Origin of the sequence: Sphingobacterium endophyticum (assembly GCF_009733535.1) — a bacterium.
GTDB classification, from domain to species: domain Bacteria; phylum Bacteroidota; class Bacteroidia; order Sphingobacteriales; family Sphingobacteriaceae; genus Sphingobacterium; species Sphingobacterium endophyticum.
Map to the genome: position 1 here is coordinate 247,737 of NZ_SMMI01000003.1, position 18,983 is coordinate 266,719.

Annotated in this window: 16 protein-coding genes; 15 read left to right on the top strand and 1 reads right to left on the bottom strand. The window is 35.7% G+C overall.

What is annotated here, in order from left to right:
• Positions 1-49 precede the first annotated feature (49 nt).
• The 5 genes from E0Y80_RS04040 to E0Y80_RS04060 all read left to right on the top strand — a co-directional run bounded on the left by E0Y80_RS04040 (position 50) and on the right by E0Y80_RS04060 (position 9,217).
• Positions 50-2,455, top strand: coding sequence for an ABC transporter permease (locus E0Y80_RS04040; protein WP_156306124.1), 2,406 nt, complete (start codon positions 50-52; stop codon positions 2,453-2,455).
• A 76-nt stretch (positions 2,456-2,531) separates the two neighbouring features.
• Complete coding sequence (locus E0Y80_RS04045) at positions 2,532-4,934, top strand: ABC transporter permease (RefSeq protein WP_156306125.1); 2,403 nt, start codon at positions 2,532-2,534, stop codon at positions 4,932-4,934.
• A 94-nt stretch (positions 4,935-5,028) separates the two neighbouring features.
• A complete protein-coding gene (locus tag E0Y80_RS04050; RefSeq protein ID WP_156306126.1) occupies positions 5,029-7,425 on the top strand; it encodes an ABC transporter permease in 2,397 nt (798 codons plus the stop codon).
• 224 nt (positions 7,426-7,649) lie between these two features.
• Positions 7,650-8,309, top strand: coding sequence for an ABC transporter ATP-binding protein (locus E0Y80_RS04055; RefSeq protein ID WP_156306127.1), 660 nt, complete (start codon positions 7,650-7,652; stop codon positions 8,307-8,309).
• 47 nt (positions 8,310-8,356) lie between these two features.
• On the top strand, positions 8,357-9,217 hold the full coding sequence (locus E0Y80_RS04060; protein WP_317163512.1) for a transglutaminase-like domain-containing protein: 861 nt from the start codon (positions 8,357-8,359) through the stop codon (positions 9,215-9,217).
• A 33-nt stretch (positions 9,218-9,250) separates the two neighbouring features.
• Here the strand turns inward: E0Y80_RS04060 and E0Y80_RS04065 are convergent, their stop codons facing one another.
• Complete coding sequence (locus E0Y80_RS04065; protein ID WP_156306128.1) at positions 9,251-10,333, bottom strand: hypothetical protein; 1,083 nt, start codon at positions 10,331-10,333, stop codon at positions 9,251-9,253.
• Between the two features lie 126 nt (positions 10,334-10,459).
• On the opposite strand from E0Y80_RS04065, the gene E0Y80_RS04070 reads away from it, so the two are divergent.
• From E0Y80_RS04070 to E0Y80_RS04115, 10 genes are all read left to right on the top strand, one after another.
• The gene (locus E0Y80_RS04070) at positions 10,460-11,110 is read left to right on the top strand and encodes an epoxyqueuosine reductase QueH (protein ID WP_156306129.1); all 651 of its coding nucleotides are present in this window, start codon (positions 10,460-10,462) and stop codon (positions 11,108-11,110) included.
• A 74-nt stretch (positions 11,111-11,184) separates the two neighbouring features.
• Complete coding sequence (locus E0Y80_RS04075) at positions 11,185-11,721, top strand: YceD family protein (protein WP_156306130.1); 537 nt, start codon at positions 11,185-11,187, stop codon at positions 11,719-11,721.
• 15 nt (positions 11,722-11,736) lie between these two features.
• Entirely contained in the window at positions 11,737-11,928 is a 192-nt protein-coding gene (rpmF, locus tag E0Y80_RS04080) for a 50S ribosomal protein L32 (protein WP_156306131.1), read from the top strand.
• A gap of 104 nt (positions 11,929-12,032) precedes the next feature.
• A complete protein-coding gene (gene plsX, locus E0Y80_RS04085) occupies positions 12,033-12,971 on the top strand; it encodes a phosphate acyltransferase PlsX (protein WP_156306132.1) in 939 nt (312 codons plus the stop codon).
• Positions 12,972-12,976: 5 nt separating this feature from the next.
• On the top strand, positions 12,977-13,966 hold the full coding sequence (locus E0Y80_RS04090; RefSeq protein ID WP_156306133.1) for a beta-ketoacyl-ACP synthase III: 990 nt from the start codon (positions 12,977-12,979) through the stop codon (positions 13,964-13,966).
• 66 nt (positions 13,967-14,032) lie between these two features.
• Entirely contained in the window at positions 14,033-14,518 is a 486-nt protein-coding gene (accB, locus tag E0Y80_RS04095; RefSeq protein WP_156306134.1) for an acetyl-CoA carboxylase biotin carboxyl carrier protein, read from the top strand.
• A gap of 68 nt (positions 14,519-14,586) precedes the next feature.
• A complete protein-coding gene (gene accC, locus E0Y80_RS04100) occupies positions 14,587-15,948 on the top strand; it encodes an acetyl-CoA carboxylase biotin carboxylase subunit (protein WP_156306135.1) in 1,362 nt (453 codons plus the stop codon).
• A gap of 90 nt (positions 15,949-16,038) precedes the next feature.
• Positions 16,039-16,911 carry a twin-arginine translocase subunit TatC gene (gene tatC, locus E0Y80_RS04105; RefSeq protein ID WP_156306136.1) on the top strand — a complete coding sequence of 291 codons (873 nt, stop codon included), beginning with the start codon at positions 16,039-16,041 and terminating at the stop codon, positions 16,909-16,911.
• A gap of 6 nt (positions 16,912-16,917) precedes the next feature.
• Positions 16,918-17,355 (top strand): ribose 5-phosphate isomerase B, encoded by a 438-nt coding sequence (gene rpiB, locus E0Y80_RS04110; RefSeq protein WP_156306137.1) that lies wholly within the window; start codon positions 16,918-16,920, stop codon positions 17,353-17,355.
• Between the two features lie 12 nt (positions 17,356-17,367).
• Positions 17,368-18,957 (top strand): M28 family peptidase, encoded by a 1,590-nt coding sequence (locus E0Y80_RS04115; RefSeq protein WP_156306138.1) that lies wholly within the window; start codon positions 17,368-17,370, stop codon positions 18,955-18,957.
• Positions 18,958-18,983: the final 26 nt, after the last annotated feature.

Below are 18,983 nucleotides of genomic sequence, written 5' to 3' on the forward strand. Positions count from 1 at the left end.
TCTGTCTTGTGTCTAACGTCTAACTTCTTAAATCTAACAAAACCACCCCATGAAAAATATCAATCTAATTATTAGAAAATTATGGAAGAACAAGATGTTCGCCTTTTTGAACATTATTGGATTAGCCATTGGCATTAGTGCATGTTGGATTGTTTTTAGAATTGTAAATTATGAATTCAGTTTTGACAAACATCATCCGAACCAAGAAAAGATATTTAAAGTTTTCGGAGTGTTTGATGAGGTGAGTTCTACAGATTATTTTGATGGGGTGCCGACCCCTCTTTCAAGGTATATTAAAGAAAATCTCAGTACCGTAGAATATACGGTCCCCATCAATAAAAAACACTTTCCAATTATTAGTAATACCTCTGATTCTAAAGATCCGATATTAATTGAGGATCAGCAAAACATCGTTGAAACAACTTCTGATTATTTTAAGATGGTTCCTTATGAATGGATTGCAGGAAATCAAGAGCGTGTATTTCAACATCCTAACGAGGTGGTACTAACAGCTTCGAGAGCTAAGGAGTATTTCCCAAATGTGGAGTTAAAAGATCTTGTTGGAAAGACTTTGAAATATGATACCTTGATGTACTCCATTGCAGGTGTTGTAAAAGATTTGGAACATCCCAGTAGCTTTCTGGCTAAAGAATTTATGAATGTTTCAAGTAATGACTGGAATAGTGATAATTGGCTAACCTTTATGTCAGATTACACCTTGTTCGTTCAATTAAAGGACCTGAATAGCAAAAGTTCTTTTGTTGATCAAGCAAGTAAGAAGGTTTTTGAAATGACAAATGAGGAGTTTAGTAAATCAGATTCAAAAGCAAGGGTTGGAATTACAGCATTAGCGGATGTGCATTTTGACCAGAACCTACAAGACAGCACAAATATTAAAATACTATATGGGTTGATTGGTATTGGGATTTTCTTAATGCTACTAGCAACTATTAACTATATTAACTTAACAACTGCACAGGTTCCTTATAGGGCAAAAGAAATCGGAATCCGAAAAACTTTGGGAGAACAACCATTTGATGTTAGTAAATCATTTTTCTTTGAAACTTTTATTATCACAGCTATTGCACTATTACTTTCCCTCCCACTGACTAAAATCTTTGAAAAAACTTTTGCCTCCTTTCTGCCAGCCAACATAAACTCATTTTCGGATCAATGGCCGGTTATCCTATTTATATTGGCGCTATTGATTATAATCACATTTATTGCAAGTATATATCCTGTATATTTAATCAATAAGGTTCAAATATCGGAAGTCATTAAAATGAAGGGGATAGGCAAACTTTCCTTAGGGAGTATCTCTTTACGCAAAGTGTTAATTGTATTCCAATTTATTATTGCCCAAATATTCGTGATAGCCACTTTTATTATGGGACTGCAAATGAAACATACCATGAAATCTGATTTAGGATTTAATTATAATGCGATCGTGACCTTTCAATTACCATTCAAAAAACATCAAAATAGTGATGTAGATCCGTATGTTTTTAAATCTGCTGTAGAAAAGCATAGCCAAGTAGAAGGTGTATCTCTTGGCCATTTTCCATTGAGCAATGACCATTGGGGGAATAATGTCTCCACGGCATCAGACACTGGTGAAGTAAAGGTGAATATGCCTATAAAGTTTATTGACAATGACTATTTAAAAGTTTATAAAATTAAATTACTAGCAGGAAGGCCTATGACTATTGCAGATACCAGTTCGGGAGTGATCCTCAACAAAATTGCTATTGAAGAATTGGGGTTCCGCACTCCAACAGATGCTATAGGCAAGCCAGTTCAAACTTATGGCAAGGACAGAACAATAACCGGAGTAGTTGAAGACTTCAATAGTAAAACCCTTCATTCCGAAAAAAAGAGTATTGCGCTATTAACATCTGCATACAGAGGTCAGCTGCAAAGGGCCTCCATAAAATTGAAAGATGACCCTAAAACATGGAAATCAAGTTTAGAAACAATTGAAAAAGAATGGAAAACAATATATCCAAATGCTCCTTTTGCTTTTGAGTTTTATGATCAGAAAATGCGTCAATTCTATGAAAGTGATTATAAGTTTTCCAAGATTATCAATCTTTCCACAGGGATCACCATTTTATTAAGTTGTTTAGGTTTAATCAGCTTAGTTACTATCTCTACTGCTCAAAGAACTAAGGAAATTGGTATCCGAAAAGTTCTTGGAAGTACGATTGCAGGAATAGTTGGTCTTCTATCAAAAGACTATTTGAAACTCATTTTTATATCGATTTTAATTGCCTCTCCGATTGCTTGGTGGGCATCAAACAAATGGTTGCAGGATTTTGCCTATAAAATTGAACTATCCTACTGGATGTTCCTAATTCCTGCTATCGCAACAATAATTATTGCTTTTTTAACAATGGGGTACCATTCGCTCAAAGCCGCAAAGGCTAATCCTGTAGATAGCTTAAGGGATGAATAAGGTATAGGATCAATATTAGAGAAATGAGGTAAAAAGGTAAAATGGATAAAGAATATTAAATTAATAGCAGAGGATTATGATTTTAAATGATTTGAAAATAGCATGGAGAAACCTTTGGAGAAATAAAACATTTTCAATCCTTAATATTTTAGGATTAACCTTGGGTTTCACAGGATTTATTCTTTCTTATCAATATATAAATAGGGAAATGAGCTATGATCGCTGGAATCCAAAATTTGATGATATTTATCAGATTGGATTAGAATTGAATGGTCAATACAGCATAGAGACTGTTCCTTCAATGGCACCAATGATTAAGGACAATTTTCCTGAAGTGGAGCTGGCTGGAAGGTATATGGTTTATCCTTTCGGTGGCTATCCAATTGCTGGTGAGTCAACGCTGTATATGAAAAATGGAGCAATCCTAGATTCTGCAGCTGCTGAAATCTTCCAGGTTCAAAGTATTAACGGTCCTATTTTTAAATCCAAAGAACAAAAAGAAGCTACGCTGATTAATGAGAGAGATGCCAAATTATTATTCAAAGCTGAGGATTTACAATTTTTAGAACCGAAAATCATTCCTATGCTCCCTATTAATCTTGGGATGCAAGAAACTATTAATGGAATCATTAAAGAACGACCGCCATCTCTAATCAACCAAGATGCAATTTTCATCAGAGATATTGCTGATGAAAAAGCTGCGGGAAATCCTTTCACATACCAAACTTTTATCCAAGTTAGGAAGGGCACTAATATTCAAGCCTTAAAGGATAAGATTAATGCACTATACTTAAGTGAAATTGCCACTTATGATAAAATTAAATCCACCTCATTTTCCAAAGGAAACATTTATTTAGAACCATTGGCAAATATTCATTTGATGCCAAAAGCTGGATCAAATACAGGTTATCTTATTATATGGATCATAGGAATTCTTTCAGCAATTATCCTAATTCTTGCCTCAGCGAATTTTGCTAATATGATCATGGCACAGGCAGACCATCGTGTAAAGGAATTGGCAATTAAAAAAATATTGGGAAGTAGCAGAGCGGCAATAATTGGTCAATTGTTGATCGAGGTATTTATTTTAACCTTGCTATCTGCTTTTTTAAGTTTAATTGCTCTTGCAATATCAGGAAATGTACTACAAAAATGGTTTAATGATGATCTTATACATTATATTTTTTCGGTCCAAACCATCATTCAATTGGTATTAGCGTTAGTAACGACTACTCTATTGTCGGGAATCTATCCTGCTTTGGTGCTTTCTGGATATAAAAGCATTTATCTTTTAAAGGGTGGGGCTACAAAAACAATTAAAAATTTTACATTTCGAAATGCCCTCTTAACTTTTCAGGTCATATTTGCCATTATATTTATTGTTGGGATGTTTGTTGTCCAGCAACAAGTAAAATTTATTCAGAATACAGATAAGGGGTTTGAGCCTGAACAGATTATAAACTTTAATGGAATTGGTCTATATTTCAATTCTGCAATGGATGGAAACTTTGAAGATTTTAAAAAAAGGTTAATTAATGATCCCAGTATAGTTTCGGCATCTTCCCCTACCAATGTACCTGGATTCGGAGAAAGACCCATGAAAATGGAATTTTTTTCAAACACTACTAAACATGATTTGGAACATATTGGTATCGATCCACGATATTTTGAAACTTTGAATATCGAAAAAATAGCAGGTGATGACCATATATCCTTAAGCCAAATCTTAAAAGATAGCTTATCAAATTATGCAGTAATCAATGAGACTGCAGCAAAATCATTAGGGTTGACAAACCCCATAGGTTCAAGAATTTCAGGTTGTAATGTCAATTTTAATATTATTGCTGTAGTTAAGGATAGTAAAGCATATGGGTTTGAGGAAAAAGTTGCCCCTACGGTTTACAGCTATAAAAATGAATGTGCTGCCGGAAGGATGAAAATAACTTTAATGGTGAAGGCAGCGCCTGGAATGGTCGACCAAGCTATAAAAGTCGTTGAAAAGGAATGGCAGAAAAATGAATATTCTCAAGATCTTCCTTTAGACTATAAATTTATGGATCAACAATATGCAGCTCTGCATGCTAAACAGGTAGAAATGCAATCAGCATTCAATATTTTCAGTATAATTTCGGTAATTATTGCCTCCCTTGGTCTATTTAGCATGTCGGCTTATCAAGTTACTTTGAAACGAAAAGAAATGAGTGTAAGAAAAGTGCTTGGAGCTTCTGTAAAATCCATATTCATTCAATTGAATAAACCATTTATTAAGATTTTTACTATTGCATCTATAATTGCCATACCCCTTGCATTTTTATTGATAAGGGGCTGGTTAAACAATTTTGCTTATCATATTTCTATTCAGTGGTGGTATTTTGGATTAGCATTAATATTGGTTTTAATTATAATTCTACTTACCATAAGCTATCAATCCATTCAAGCAGCTAAAGAAAATCCTGTAGACAGCTTAAGGGATGAATAATTTTAAAACTGCACGTTCGCTTATTGGATTTTGTTCAAAAACAAGATTAAGCTAGATAAACAATTATTAATAACATTTACATATTTTGAATTAAATGAATAGCATAAAATTAGCATACCGGAATATTGTAAAGAATGGATCTTATACCGTTATCAATGTATTGGGATTAACCCTGGCTTTTACTTTATGTTTATTGGTTTTTTCGGTATTAAGCGAAGAAAAATCATACGACACGAGTTGGTCCAAGGCGAATCGAATTTATCGGATTAACACGGTTGAATTGGATAAAGGTATTGAAGGAGAAATAAACCAAGTTTACGCAAATCTAGGCTTGGAGTTAAAGAATCAATTTCCTGAAGTTGAAGCTGCTGCAGCTATGTTCAGTCGAGAAATTTTTTTAAATCTCGGAACTGATCAAACAGTTGAGGTTCGTTCAATCTTTATGCAAAAAGATGCCTTTAATATCTTGGACTTTAAAATAATTGAAGGAAATCCAAACATATTGGTTGCTGGGAAAACGAATATCATGATTAATCGAGAATTCAGGGACAAATATTTTAAAGGGGAAAATGTTATCGGAAAATTGATTAAGTCTTCGGATCCGCTATTAGAAGAAAGCGAGAATGTGGGATACGTTATTGTTGCAGTTTTCGATGAAATTCCCTATAACTCAACTTTTAGGACACCAGTAATAACTTTTTCTGAAGTTTTAAATAATAAACTTTCTAAAAATGGAGATGGATACTATCAAGAGCAGTATATTGCATTAAAACCAAACACGGATATTGCAGCTTTTTCTCAGAAAGCCAATAAATGGTACAAAGATTTTCTTTCAGATTCTGCTGTAAAGAATTTTAGTTTTCGATTTCAACCATTGAAGGAAATCTACATGAATCCGGTAAGCCATTCCGACATTTATGGAAATGAAAAAACAACATTTATTTTTCAAATTATCGCACTATTAGTCCTAGTTATATCTTTTATTAATTTTATAAACCTTTATGCTGTAAGAACCATAAAACGCATCAAGTCGCTTAACCTTCATAAAATATTGGGAGCAAGTAGATATTCATTGATTAAATCACTCTTGCTGGAAACTATTATTATTTTTTTGATTGCCGCCTTAATTAGTATTTTCTTTTACTTATTAGCATTACCTCCTTTAGAAAGTTTCCTTAATTTCAAACTATATTTTACTCGTGAAATTGTAGGTAGCATTCTCATTTATTTCATACTTACTGTTCTACTTTCTGGATTAATAATTGGTTTCTATCCTGCCTGGATAGTATCCAATATTAAATCATCAGAAGCTTTGAAAAATAAATTATCGAAAGTTTCTAATGTGGAGGTTTGGATGAAAAAATCTTTAATCATTTTCCAATTTAGTGTTTCACTGATCGTCATTGTTGGCTTGATTACAGTCAAGTCCCAATTGAACTTAATTCAAAATACTCCAAAAGGATTAAATACGGAAAATCTTCTCAATATTAAACAACTCTACTTGTCCAATAAATCTTCTACCATAAAAAATGAGCTATTGCGAATTCCAGGAGTAGAAAAAGTAAGTATTTCAGCATGGAGGCCTAATATAGGTTCTGGATATCTAGCAAGAACTGTGGATGATAAAAAGAATGTAGGTGAAAAAATCAGAGTTAGTTTTATTGGGGGGGATGCTGATTTCACACCCTTGTTAGATATTAAGCTTATAGCGGGTAGAAACCTTACTGAAAAGGACTATATCGGCCATCCTAAACCTAACCCTAAATTTGAGGGCGATGAATTTTTAAATGCACTCATTACCGAAAGCACTGCAAAAAGGTTAGGCTTATCTGATCTTGGGATTCCAATTCAAGGTTTAGATATAATTCCGGTTGGAATAGTTGCAGATTTTCATAGTGAGTCATTTCATAAGCCTCTATCTCCGACAGTCATACTGGCAAAGGACTTTCAGGAATATGGAAATATATTGATAAAAATAAAAGATGGACAAGAAAATGTTGTTGGAAAACGGATTACCCAAACCATGTACAAACATTTTCCAGATAAATATTTTAATTTTGAATGGGTTGATGATTTGATTGCCAACAATTATCAGAAAGAATTAAAACAAGCGCAAATCTTTACCTTATCTGCCTTTTTGGCGCTTTTTATATCAGCATTAGGTGTTACGGGATTGATTCTACAAAGTGTGGAACAAAGGACTAAGGAAATAGGTATCCGTAAAGTTTTGGGAGCATCAATTGCCAGTATTTCCAATCTGTTTGGAAAAGAATATGTTTTGATGATTATTATTGCTATTGTTATTGCCAGTCCAATAGCCTGGATTTTAGCTAACAAATGGCTTGAGGATTTTGCATTTAAAACAGAAGTAAAATTGTGGTTTTTCGGCTCTGCAGGATTCATCGTATTAATCGTCACTTTAATCACCGTTAATATTCAAACAATAAAAGCTGCCCTAGTTAATCCTGTAGATAGCTTAAGGGATGAATAATTCTTGGGCGGACATTGTCCAATTGTGAACGGAACCTGTTCGAAACCGAACATATCATGAATTAAAATATTTCTTATAAAACTGAATTTCAAATCATTATATAAATGGCAAACCGATTGTAAGTGCTTCCATGAAAGTCTGTAATTCAATTACCTGCTATCGTATGCTATTGAATGACTTAAAGATTAATTAAATTAGACACAAAACAACAGCAAATTAATATCATGATAAAACTGGAGCATATTTTCAAATGGTACAATGTAGGTGGAACGAAATCATTTATTTTAAAAGACATTAATCTAGAGATTAAAGAGGGTGATTTTGTTTCTATCATGGGTCCTTCAGGTTCTGGAAAGTCAACTCTATTGAACGTTATAGGGATGTTGGATGAACCTGATGAAGGAAATTATTTCTTTATGGATGAGGATGTTCTAAATATGAAGGCCAAAAAACGGTCTCAGCTTTTTCAATCGCATATTGGCTATGTTTTTCAGTCCTACCATTTGATCGATGAATTGACTGTATATGAAAATATTGAAACTCCATTAATCTATAAAAACCTATCTTCTTCAGAACGTAAAAGTATCGTTTCGGACCTATTGGACAGGTTCAATATTGTAGGTAAAAAAGATCTTTTTCCTGCCCAGCTTTCAGGAGGTCAACAGCAGGTTGTAGGTATAGCTCGAGCATTGGCAGGATCACCCAAGTTATTACTCGCAGATGAACCCACTGGTAACTTAAACTCAAAACAGGGGGAAGAAATCATGGAATTATTCAAACAACTCAATGAAGATGGTGTAACCATCATTCAAGTAACACATTCGGAAAAGAATGCGGAATATGGTAAATCCATTTTGAATATGCTGGATGGCCAAATAAAATAATTAAAATTTTAAGGATTTTTGGGATTGCCTTTTATTTCGTAAATTTCATGGTGAATGAAAAAGAAATAAAGGCACTCATCTTTCTTTTGGACGATCCCGATCGGGAAATCTTTCAAGAAATTGAGTATAAGTTAATCACCTGTGGGCCGGAGGTCATCCCTCTATTAGAACACTCGTGGGAGTCTTCTTTTGATCCACTTTCCCAAAGTAGGATAGAAAATATTATTCACAGAATTCAATATGATCAGGTTAAAAACGATCTCCAACTTTGGAAATTAAATAACTCTGAAGACCTTTTAGAAGGTCTATTAATTATCAATCGATATCAATATCCTAATTTGCATGAAGAACAAGTCTACTATCAATTAGCAGAATTGCGTCGAAATGCATGGTATCATTTGATGTATGATATGAGCCCAGTAGAAAAAGTTAAGCTCTTGAATAATATTATTTTTCGGGAATTTGGACTATCTGGAAACACCTCAAACTATCATGACCCTCAAAATTCATTTATACACAAGGTATTAGAATCTAAAAAAGGTAATCCAATTAGCTTAGCCTGTATTTATGCTTTAGTTGCTCAGAAACTTGATATTCCAATCTATGGAGTCAATCTCCCAAAGCATTTTGTTTTAGCCTATGTGGATCCCGAAAATGAACATAAAATCCTGTTCTATATCAATGTTTTCAATAGAGGGCAGATAATGCGGGAAGAGGATATCTATGCCTTTTTGAGACAATTAAACCTACCCTTATCCGACAACTATACCTTGCCTTGTGATAATATTGCAATTATAAAAAGGGTTCTTAGGAATTTAATCTCAGCATATGAACATGTTGATAACGCAGAAAAAAAGCTGGAAATAGAAACACTACTCTCTTTAATAGAAGAAGACGAGATTAAATAACCTCGTCTTCCCAACAATTTTTTTTATAATCCTTTAATTCCTAGCATCTAGGGAAATCCCCATTGGCGAGAACATGATTCCAGATTGACTATAAGTATAGGTTGCATTAGGAGCTACGTTCCCATTATCAGATTTTAAGAATCGATAGACTGCTTTGGAAACTGGGTCTGCAACATATAAATATTTGCTTTCCTTTCTAAAGTCCAATTCAACATCGACTGGTTGTAGAAGCTTTGTGCTTACACCCTCGATAATTCTACTAGGCTTAATGGTCCCTGATGCCTGACTTATAGCGTTGTAATCATCAAAAATCAATATTCTACCTACATAAGTGGGATTAGTAGCAGTCCCTTGCTGAACATAGTCAGTCAAGGCTAGCATATTATTTACAGTATCTACTGACATCCCCTGAATATTACTCGAATTTTCAACAGTCAAAATTTTAGAAGGATCTACTGAATTAATCGTTGAGTCACGCGAAACAATAAGATTGTCATAAATCTCAACACCTCCATTTGTACCAGACTTACTGACAACCAAACCACTTTTTACAATAGTCACATCCCAATATTCGTTATCATTCTTGAATTGATAAGTTTGTCCAGGTTTATGGAATGTGGTCAACCCTCTTGGCCTATCTAACACATAAAATCTCGAAGTATCTGGTTTTATGTTAATTGCATAAAGCTTATCTAGACTTGGGTGGAACACCATTCCCCTAACATTATTTAAGAATCTATGCGATATCCTTCCACTATTACTTAATCCCCCAGTCAAACCTATAGTCATCTTATTGATAAAAGTATCGGCTTCCAATGCATAATTGGAGGATTGAAATACAAGCTGTGCACTGGGATTGAAATAAATGCTTCTTCCCCCTTTGGCATCTGTTAAGGAAGGTGCTGCCCCTTTTGACATTAAAGAATCATCCGAAAATGGCAATAATACCACATTATTGAACTTCGTAGCGGAAGTATTTGGATTATAGTTGGAATAAGAAATATACAGTCGAGAAAACACGTTACTTTCAGGCGGTTCGTCATCGTCCTTTTCACAGGAATAAAACCCTAGGACGGTTGCGATAGCAAGTAGAGCAAAAAGGTACCTTAGTTTCATAAAACAAATAATTTATTACAAATGTATAAAATTATCGTTTGCCGAAGAGTTCTGGTAGCGCTAAGAAGTGTTAAAGTTGATTAAATAAATGGTTTTATGTAAAATTGCAGAATAGAATCTTATGCAATGGAGAACAAAGAATTTGTAAGAGAGAAGTTGGAATTGCCCAACAAAGGGAAAAAGCTGTTGCTTCACTCCTGCTGTGCTCCCTGTTCTGGTGAGGTGATGGAGGCATTGATAGCATCGGATATAGATTTTACAATCTATTTCTACAACCCCAATATTCACCCACGAAAGGAGTACGATCTTAGGAAGGAAGAAAACATCCGCTTTGCTGAAAAACATAACATTCCCTTTATCGATGCGGACTATGATGTTGATCATTGGTTTGAGTTGGCTAAGGGTATGGAGAATGAGCCTGAGCGTGGAATTCGCTGTACCATGTGCTTTGATATGCGATTCGTAAAAACTGCTGAATACGCAGCAGAAAATGGGTTTGATGTGATTTCAAGTTCATTGGGTATATCAAGATGGAAAACAATGGAGCAGATTAATGACTGTGGTCTGAGGGCAGCTTCCAGACATCCAAATATGGAGTATTGGACCTTCAATTGGCGTAAAAAAGGTGGCTCGGCAAGAATGTTGGAAATCAGCAAAAAAGAACGCTTTTATATGCAGGAATATTGCGGCTGTGCATACTCTCTTCGGGATACAAATAAATGGAGAATGGCCAATGACCGCCCAAAAATTGAATTAGGAAAAAATTATTACGAATAGCATAGACGATTTTTTAAAATAAATTTCATTTATGATTAATTAATCGTTACTTTTGCAGGCTCAAATGCAAGATTGTGAAGTATCTAAAAAAATACAGAATACCATTTTCAGGTCTTTCAACAGGTAAGCACAGTTTTGACTTTGATATCGACGAGAAGTTCTTTGCATGTTACGAACATTCCTTAGTACAGGACGGCAACCTTAAAGCGGTTGTTGAATTGCAGAAACAGGAAAACATGTTGATAGCTCATTTCGACATTCAAGGTACAATAAAACTTACCTGTGATGTTTGTCTATCAACATTTGATTCACCTGTTCATATTAAGGAACGTGCTTTGGTAAAATTCAGCGATGAAGATTGGAACGAAAACACTGAAGAAGTGATTACGCTTTCCAAAAACGATTATGAATTGGATATCGCCCCATTACTTTATGAGTATATTAATGTGGCTGTACCTCCTTATCCAAAGTGTAGTGAAAATGGTGATGGAATTACATGCGATCCAGAAATGCTGGGCATGATCCAAAATGAAGAAGAAAGCTCGTCTGAAGAGGACAATGACAACATTGACCCTCGTTGGGAAGCATTGAAGAATATTAAAAATAACTAAAACAAAAAATACGAGATGGCACATCCAAAACGTAAAACTTCTAAATCTAGAAGAGACAAGAGAAGAACACACTATAAAGCTGAATTACCTAGCTTAACTGTTTGTAAAGAAACTGGCGCGGTGCACAGACCTCACACTGCATATACAGTAGACGGTAACTTATACTACAACGGTAAATTAATTATCGAGAACACCGCTGCTGTCTAAAGACATCTTTCTAAAAAACATCCCAAAAAAGTGTAATATTTTATATTATTCACTTTAACTTGGGATGTTTTTTGCGTATTATTGAATAATATAAATAATAACGAATGAAGATTGGATTAGACGTGTTGGGGGGAGATTTTGCTCCAGATTCTAATATCTCAGGAGCAATTGAAGCTCAAAAACAGCTGGATAATTCCCAGAGAATTGTCCTATTTGGCGATGAACAAGCAACCAAAAAGGCAATTGCCGAAGCTGGAACTGACCCCTCAAATTTTGATTATGTTCATGCTCCTGATATCATCAGTATGCACGAACATCCCACAAAAGCAATCAGCCAAAAACCGAACTCTTCTATAGCTAAGGGGTTTGACTTATTGAAAAACGGAGAAATAGATTCTTTCTCATCTGCAGGTAATACCGGAGCCATGCTCGTAGGTGCTATGTTCAGTGTTAAAACTATTTCAGGGGTGATAAGACCTGCTATTGCAACGAATGTCCCCAAACTGAAAGATGGTTTCGGAATCCTTTTAGATGTTGGTGCTAATGCTGACTGTAAACCCGAAATGCTTAATCAATTTGCCATACTTGGTAGCTTATATGCTGAACATGTTTATGGTATCCCTTCTCCGAAAGTCGGTCTATTAAACATCGGTGAAGAAGAAGAAAAAGGAAACAACCTAACCATCGCTACCTACCCCCTATTAAAAGAAAATAACAAAATTAATTTTATCGGAAATGCTGAAGGTCGTGATCTTTTTAGTGATCATGCCGATGTCATTGTGTGCGATGGATATACTGGTAATGTGGTCTTAAAACTTGCTGAATCATTTTATGTAGTTACTCTAAAGAAAGGATTTAAAGATCAATTTTTCGATAGATTTAATTATGAGCAATACGGTGGCAGCCCGATTCTTGGTGTTAATGCACCAGTCATTATTGGCCATGGAATTTCAAGTCCAGAGGCTATTAAAAATATGGTATTATTGTCTAGAGATATGATTGCCTCAAAATTTATTGAGAAAATCAAATCTGCGTTTAACTAAAATTTATGTCTAAAATTCACGCAGCAATTACTGCAGTACATGGTTACGTCCCTGATTATATCCTGACCAACAAAGAGTTGGAAACAATGGTGGATACAAATGATGAATGGATTGTAACCCGTACCGGAATCCGTGAGAGAAGAATATTAAAAGATCCTGGAAAAGCAACATCTGATTTGGCCGTACCTGCGGTACAAGGCCTTTTAGAGAAAAGAGGAATTTCTGCTGAGGAAATTGATTTGATTATCTTTTGCACAAGTACTCCTGACATGTTGTTCCCTGCAACAGCAAATATCTTGGCAGACAAGATCGGAGCAAAAAAGGCTTGGGGATTTGACCTTCAGGCAGCTTGTTCGGGTTTTTTATTCGGATTAACTACCGGCGCTCAATTTATTGAGTCTGGTAAACATAAAAAAGTATTGGTAGTTGGTGGCGATAAAATGTCTGCTGTGGTAAACTACCAAGATAGAAACACCTGTATCCTTTTTGGTGATGGTTGTGGTGCTGTTTTATTGGAACCTAATGATGAAGGAAATGGTCTTATCGATGCCGTATTGAAAACAGATGGATCAGGTGGACAATTCCTAAATATTAAAGGGGGCGGTTCATTGAACCCCGCATCTCATGAAACCGTCGATGCTGGTTTGCACTACGCTTATCAGGAAGGTCGTACCGTTTTCAAATTTGCAGTTACCAATATGGCTGACGTTGCAGTTGAGGTGATGGAAAGAAACAAATTGACCTCCGATGATGTTAATTGGTTAGTACCGCACCAGGCAAATAAACGAATCATCGATGCAACAGCCGAACGTGCTGGTTTACCTGAAGAAAAAGTGATGGTCAACATTCAGAAATACGGAAATACAACTAGTGGAACTATTCCTCTTTGTTTATGGGAATGGGAAAGCCAACTTAAAAAAGGTGATAACCTTATCCTTGCTGCTTTTGGTGGCGGATTTACTTGGGGTTCCGTTTATTTAAGATGGGCGTACTAATCCGTATTTTATTATTACCTTTATAGCTATTTATTTTTTAAAATTATTAAACAAACCTACTAGCATATGAGTATGGATATCAAACAAATTCAAGATCTGATAAAATTCGTTTCAAAATCGGGTGTGAATGAAGTATCAATCGAAGAGAAAGATTTTAAAATTACGATAAAAACAAATCAAGAGCCTACGTATGTAACAGCGTCAATCCCAACTGCTCATGCAGTTCCTGCCGCTGCAGCTCCTGCGGCTCCTGTAGCAGTTGCGGCTGCTCCTGCAGCGCAATCAGCTCCTGCAGCAGATGACAGCTCTAAATACATTACCATTAAATCTCCTATTATTGGAACCTTCTACCGTTCACCTGGCCCTGACAAATCTGTTTTTGTTAACGTAGGTGATGAGGTTACTCCAGGTAAGGTTATTTGTATCGTGGAAGCAATGAAATTATTCAACGAAATCGAATCTGAAGTTTCAGGTAAAATCGTTAAGATTTTAGTAAATGACGCTCAACCTGTAGAATACGATCAACCTTTATTCTTAGTAGATCCTAGCTAGTTTTTGGAATTCCTCCAAAAACTATTTTTAATTGTGCGAAGAGATAAAGAGTTATACCATACAGTATTATGTTCAAAAAAATATTAATTGCAAATAGAGGTGAAATTGCACTTCGAATTATCCGTACTTGTAAAGAAATGGGTATTCAAAGTGTTGCAGTTTATTCAACTGCAGATCGTGACAGTTTACATGTTCGCTTTGCGGATGAAGCTGTATGTATCGGTCCTCCTGCTAGTAAAGATTCCTATTTAAATATTCCAAATATTATTGCAGCAGCAGAATTGACAAATGCTGATGCTATTCACCCTGGATATGGATTCTTATCAGAAAATGCCAAATTCTCTGCGATTTGTGCTGAGTATGGCATCAAATTCATTGGTGCAACTGCTGATCAGATCGAAAAAATGGGCGATAAGGCTTCTGCTAAAGAGACCATGAAAAAAGCTGGGGTTCCTACTATTCCAGGTTCTGATGGCCTATTACCAGATGTTAAAACCGGTATTAAGATTGCCAAGGAAATGGGCTATCCTGTTATCCTTAAAGCTACAGCTGGTGGTGGCGGTAGAGGTATGCGTATTATTTGGAAAGATGAAGAATTTGAAGGCGCATGGGATTCAGCACGTCAAGAATCAGGTGCAGCATTCGGAAACGACGGCTTGTACCTCGAGAAATTTGTTGAAGATCCTCGCCATATTGAAATCCAAGTCATTGGTGATCAATACGGAACTGTATGTCACCTTTCCGAGCGTGACTGTTCTATCCAAAGAAGACACCAAAAATTAGTTGAAGAAGCTCCTTCACCATTCATCACTCCAGAATTACGTGCTAAGATGGGTGAAGCTGCCATATTGGGAGCAAGAGCTGTTAAATATGAAGGTGCTGGTACCATTGAATTCTTAGTGGATAAACACCGAAACTTCTACTTTATGGAAATGAATACTCGTATTCAAGTAGAGCACCCGGTTACCGAAGAAGTAATCAACTTTGACTTAATCAAAGAACAAATTAAAGTAGCTGCTGGAATTCCTATCTCTGGAAAGAGCTATGAACCAACAATGCATGCTATTGAATGCCGTATCAATGCGGAAGACCCTTTTAACAATTTCCGCCCTTCTCCAGGAAAAATCACCAATTTCCATTCACCTGGTGGACATGGAGTACGTGTAGATACGCATGTATATTCAGGATATACTATTCCACCAAATTACGACTCCATGATTGCAAAACTTATCTGTGTGGCGCAGACTCGTGAAGAGGCTATCAACACAATGGAGCGTGCATTAAGTGAATTCGTAATCGAAGGGGTGAAAACAACAATCCCTCTTCACCTTAGATTAATGCGTGACCCTAACTTCAGGGCAGGAAATTTTACAACAAAATTCATGGAAACTTTCGACCTTACGGAGTATCCTGATGAGGAGGTTGTATAAAATTTACTTTACATAAACAAAACATGCCATTCTTCGAAAGAAGAATGGTATTTTTGTTTTCTTACGAATAGATTATCGCAGCTAAAATACATGTCCAAGAATATTAAACTTATAGAAGCAATAAAGAATAAAGGAAAAAACATCGAAGCAGAAATGTCTTTCTTCGATCACCTAGAAATCCTGAGATGGCATATCATCCGTTCTGTTATTGCAATTACCGTATTTGCAATTCTTTCCTTTACATTTTACGATTTCGTCTTTAACCAGATTATCATGGGTCCAAAGAATCTAGATTTTTGGACATACCGAATGATGTGTAAAGTGGGTGCCGCATTGAACTTGGATGGTTTTTGTGTCGAAAAAATCCCTTTCAATATTATCAACACAGAATTGGCTGGACAATTTATGCTCCAAATTAACTCCTGCTTGTTAATGGCAGTTGCATTAGGATTTCCATATCTGCTATTCGAGATTTGGTTATTTATTAAGCCCGCACTTACCGATGTGGAAAGAAAATCTGCAAGAGGATTTGTTTTTTATGCAACAGTGCTATTCGTAATAGGGGCTCTATTTGGCTATTATATTGTGGTTCCATTATCGGTCAACTTCTTGGCAAACGTTTCCTTAAGTGAGGAGATTACTAATCAAATTACAATCGATTCATATCTTTCAACAATTGCTACTTTAACTTTAGGATGTGGTATTATCTTCTTACTTCCTATATTAATTTTTATCCTTTCGAAGATAGGAATCATGACTCCGGAATTTATGCGTGCAAGTCGTCGATATGCCATTGTAATTATTCTGGTAATCGCAGCTATTATCACTCCTACAGCAGATATTATTACCTTATTGACAGTAAGTGCTCCAATGTTTATTCTTTATGAATTGAGTATTATGGTATCGGCAAATGTGAAGAAGGCAAAGGAATTAGCAGAAAAAGAATTTTATAATACAAAATAACATATCATGTCTAAAAAAATCGCAATTGGCAGTGATCACGCTGGGTTTGAATATAAAACAGCATTAATCACATTCTTAAATGAATTAGGTTATACTGTTCAGGATTTTGGTCCTGCTTCTGCAGATTCAGTTGACTATCCTGATTTCGCACATCCCGTTGCATCAAGTGTTGAACAACAAGAAAACGAATTGGGAATCTTGATTTGTGGCAGTGCAAATGGTGTGGCTATTACGGCTAACAAACATCAAGGAATTCGTGCCGCAATTTGTTGGTTGGAAGAAATTTCAGCATTAGCACGCCAACATAACAACGCAAATATCGTGTGCATTCCGGCTCGTTTTATTGACTTAGATTTGGCTAAACGTATTGTACGCACCTTCTTGTCAACAGACTTCGAAGGTGGACGTCATGCAACCCGTGTCAACAAAATCTCTTGTGCATAACCAATTTATTCTATGAAAAAATATCTTATCCTTTCCCTGTTGTTACCGACTATTTTTAGCTGTTCGGTGGCTCAACAGGCAAATCAGAAAAAATATGCTGATTTATTAACACAAGAATCAGCAAAAAACCACCTGACTATTCTTACATCTAAAGAATTTGCAGGACGTGGAACAGGACAAGAAGGCGGTAAGAAAACCGTCGAATATATTGCAAAGGTTTTCAAAGACCTCGGATTAAAACCTGCTGTAAATGGTTCTTATTTTCAACCGGTAGCATTAGAAAGATCATCCTATGTCGTAGAAAAATTCGACCTTAACAATAAAAACCTTACAAACGGCAAAGATTTATTTATCCAAGGAAATAACAATATGAAGGATTTTAAAGCTTCGGATATTGTATTTGTTGGATACGGAATTAAAACCGACAAGTATAATGATTTAGAAGGGCTGGACCTAACAGGTAAAGTTGTTTTGGTAATCAATGAAGGCGAACCGACAAATAAGGATGGAAATTCTTTGATTACTGGATCAAGTGTAGGATCAGATTGGTCAACTAGTAGATTCAAGAGAATCCAAGAATTGAGCAAATTAAATCCTAAAATGATCTTAGCAGTAAGTTCTCAAAATGCTGAAATGATTACCCGTTATGGCAATCGATTAACGGCTGGAAGATTTTCATTGCGATCTAATGAAGCGCAGCCGAACCAACCGACTATGGAAATTCCTGTAGCTAATATTACCGTAGAAACGGCAAATCAATTGTTAGCCTCCAAAAATACATCGGTTGCTCAAGTCATTGAAAAGATTGGCTCAACTGGAAAACCAAATTCCTTTGACATTAAATCTTCTTTAGATGCCAATATGGGTGTTAAAAAAGAAGAATTCAATGATCCTAATGTACTTGGGCTTATTGAAGGAACTGACTTAAAAGAAGAAATCGTTATCATCTCAGGTCATTATGATCATGATGGTATCTTACCTGATGGAACATACTTTCCTGGTGCTGATGATAACGGCTCAGGAACTGTTGGCGTTATGGAACTAGCACGAGCTTTTGCTGCAGCTAAAAAAGAAGGTAAAGGTCCAAGAAGAACTATTTTATTTATGGCATTTGCTGCTGAAGAAAAAGGCTTATTAGGGTCAAATTATTATTCCCAAAATCCTATCTTTCCATTGAGCAATACCGTTACCTGTTTAAATATGGATATGATCGGTCGTATCGATGACAAACATTTAGATGGAAATCACAACTACATCCATGCTATTGGATCGGATATGTTAAGCTCGGAATTGAAAGCAATCAATGAGAAAGCAAATAAAGATTTCACTCAAATGGAATTAGATTACATGTATGACGATCCTAAAGATCCATTGCGTATCTATTACCGTTCTGACCAATATAACTTGGCGAAACACGGAATCCCTGTGATTTTCTTCTTCTCAGGGTTACACCCAGATTATCACACACCTAATGATACTGTCGATAAAATCGATTTCCCAATGATGGTAAAACGTGAAAAATTAGTTTTTCATACCGCTTGGGATATTGCAAATCGCGATAAAAAATTAGTGGTAGACAAAACTCCACCGGCTGCTCAATAATCATTCGCAGAACGTATTACTAAGAA

Coding starts and splice junctions, on each gene's coding strand:
- E0Y80_RS04040 (WP_156306124.1), top strand. CDS start 50: ATGAAAAATATCAATCTAATTATTAGAAAATTATGGAAGAACAAGATG.
- E0Y80_RS04045 (WP_156306125.1), top strand. CDS start 2,532: ATGATTTTAAATGATTTGAAAATAGCATGGAGAAACCTTTGGAGAAAT.
- E0Y80_RS04050 (WP_156306126.1), top strand. CDS start 5,029: ATGAATAGCATAAAATTAGCATACCGGAATATTGTAAAGAATGGATCT.
- E0Y80_RS04055 (WP_156306127.1), top strand. CDS start 7,650: ATGATAAAACTGGAGCATATTTTCAAATGGTACAATGTAGGTGGAACG.
- E0Y80_RS04060 (WP_317163512.1), top strand. CDS start 8,357: ATGGTGAATGAAAAAGAAATAAAGGCACTCATCTTTCTTTTGGACGAT.
- E0Y80_RS04065 (WP_156306128.1), bottom strand. CDS start 10,333: ATGAAACTAAGGTACCTTTTTGCTCTACTTGCTATCGCAACCGTCCTA.
- E0Y80_RS04070 (WP_156306129.1), top strand. CDS start 10,460: ATGGAGAACAAAGAATTTGTAAGAGAGAAGTTGGAATTGCCCAACAAA.
- rpmF (WP_156306131.1), top strand. CDS start 11,737: ATGGCACATCCAAAACGTAAAACTTCTAAATCTAGAAGAGACAAGAGA.
- plsX (WP_156306132.1), top strand. CDS start 12,033: ATGAAGATTGGATTAGACGTGTTGGGGGGAGATTTTGCTCCAGATTCT.
- E0Y80_RS04090 (WP_156306133.1), top strand. CDS start 12,977: ATGTCTAAAATTCACGCAGCAATTACTGCAGTACATGGTTACGTCCCT.
- accB (WP_156306134.1), top strand. CDS start 14,033: ATGAGTATGGATATCAAACAAATTCAAGATCTGATAAAATTCGTTTCA.
- accC (WP_156306135.1), top strand. CDS start 14,587: ATGTTCAAAAAAATATTAATTGCAAATAGAGGTGAAATTGCACTTCGA.
- tatC (WP_156306136.1), top strand. CDS start 16,039: ATGTCCAAGAATATTAAACTTATAGAAGCAATAAAGAATAAAGGAAAA.
- rpiB (WP_156306137.1), top strand. CDS start 16,918: ATGTCTAAAAAAATCGCAATTGGCAGTGATCACGCTGGGTTTGAATAT.
- E0Y80_RS04115 (WP_156306138.1), top strand. CDS start 17,368: ATGAAAAAATATCTTATCCTTTCCCTGTTGTTACCGACTATTTTTAGC.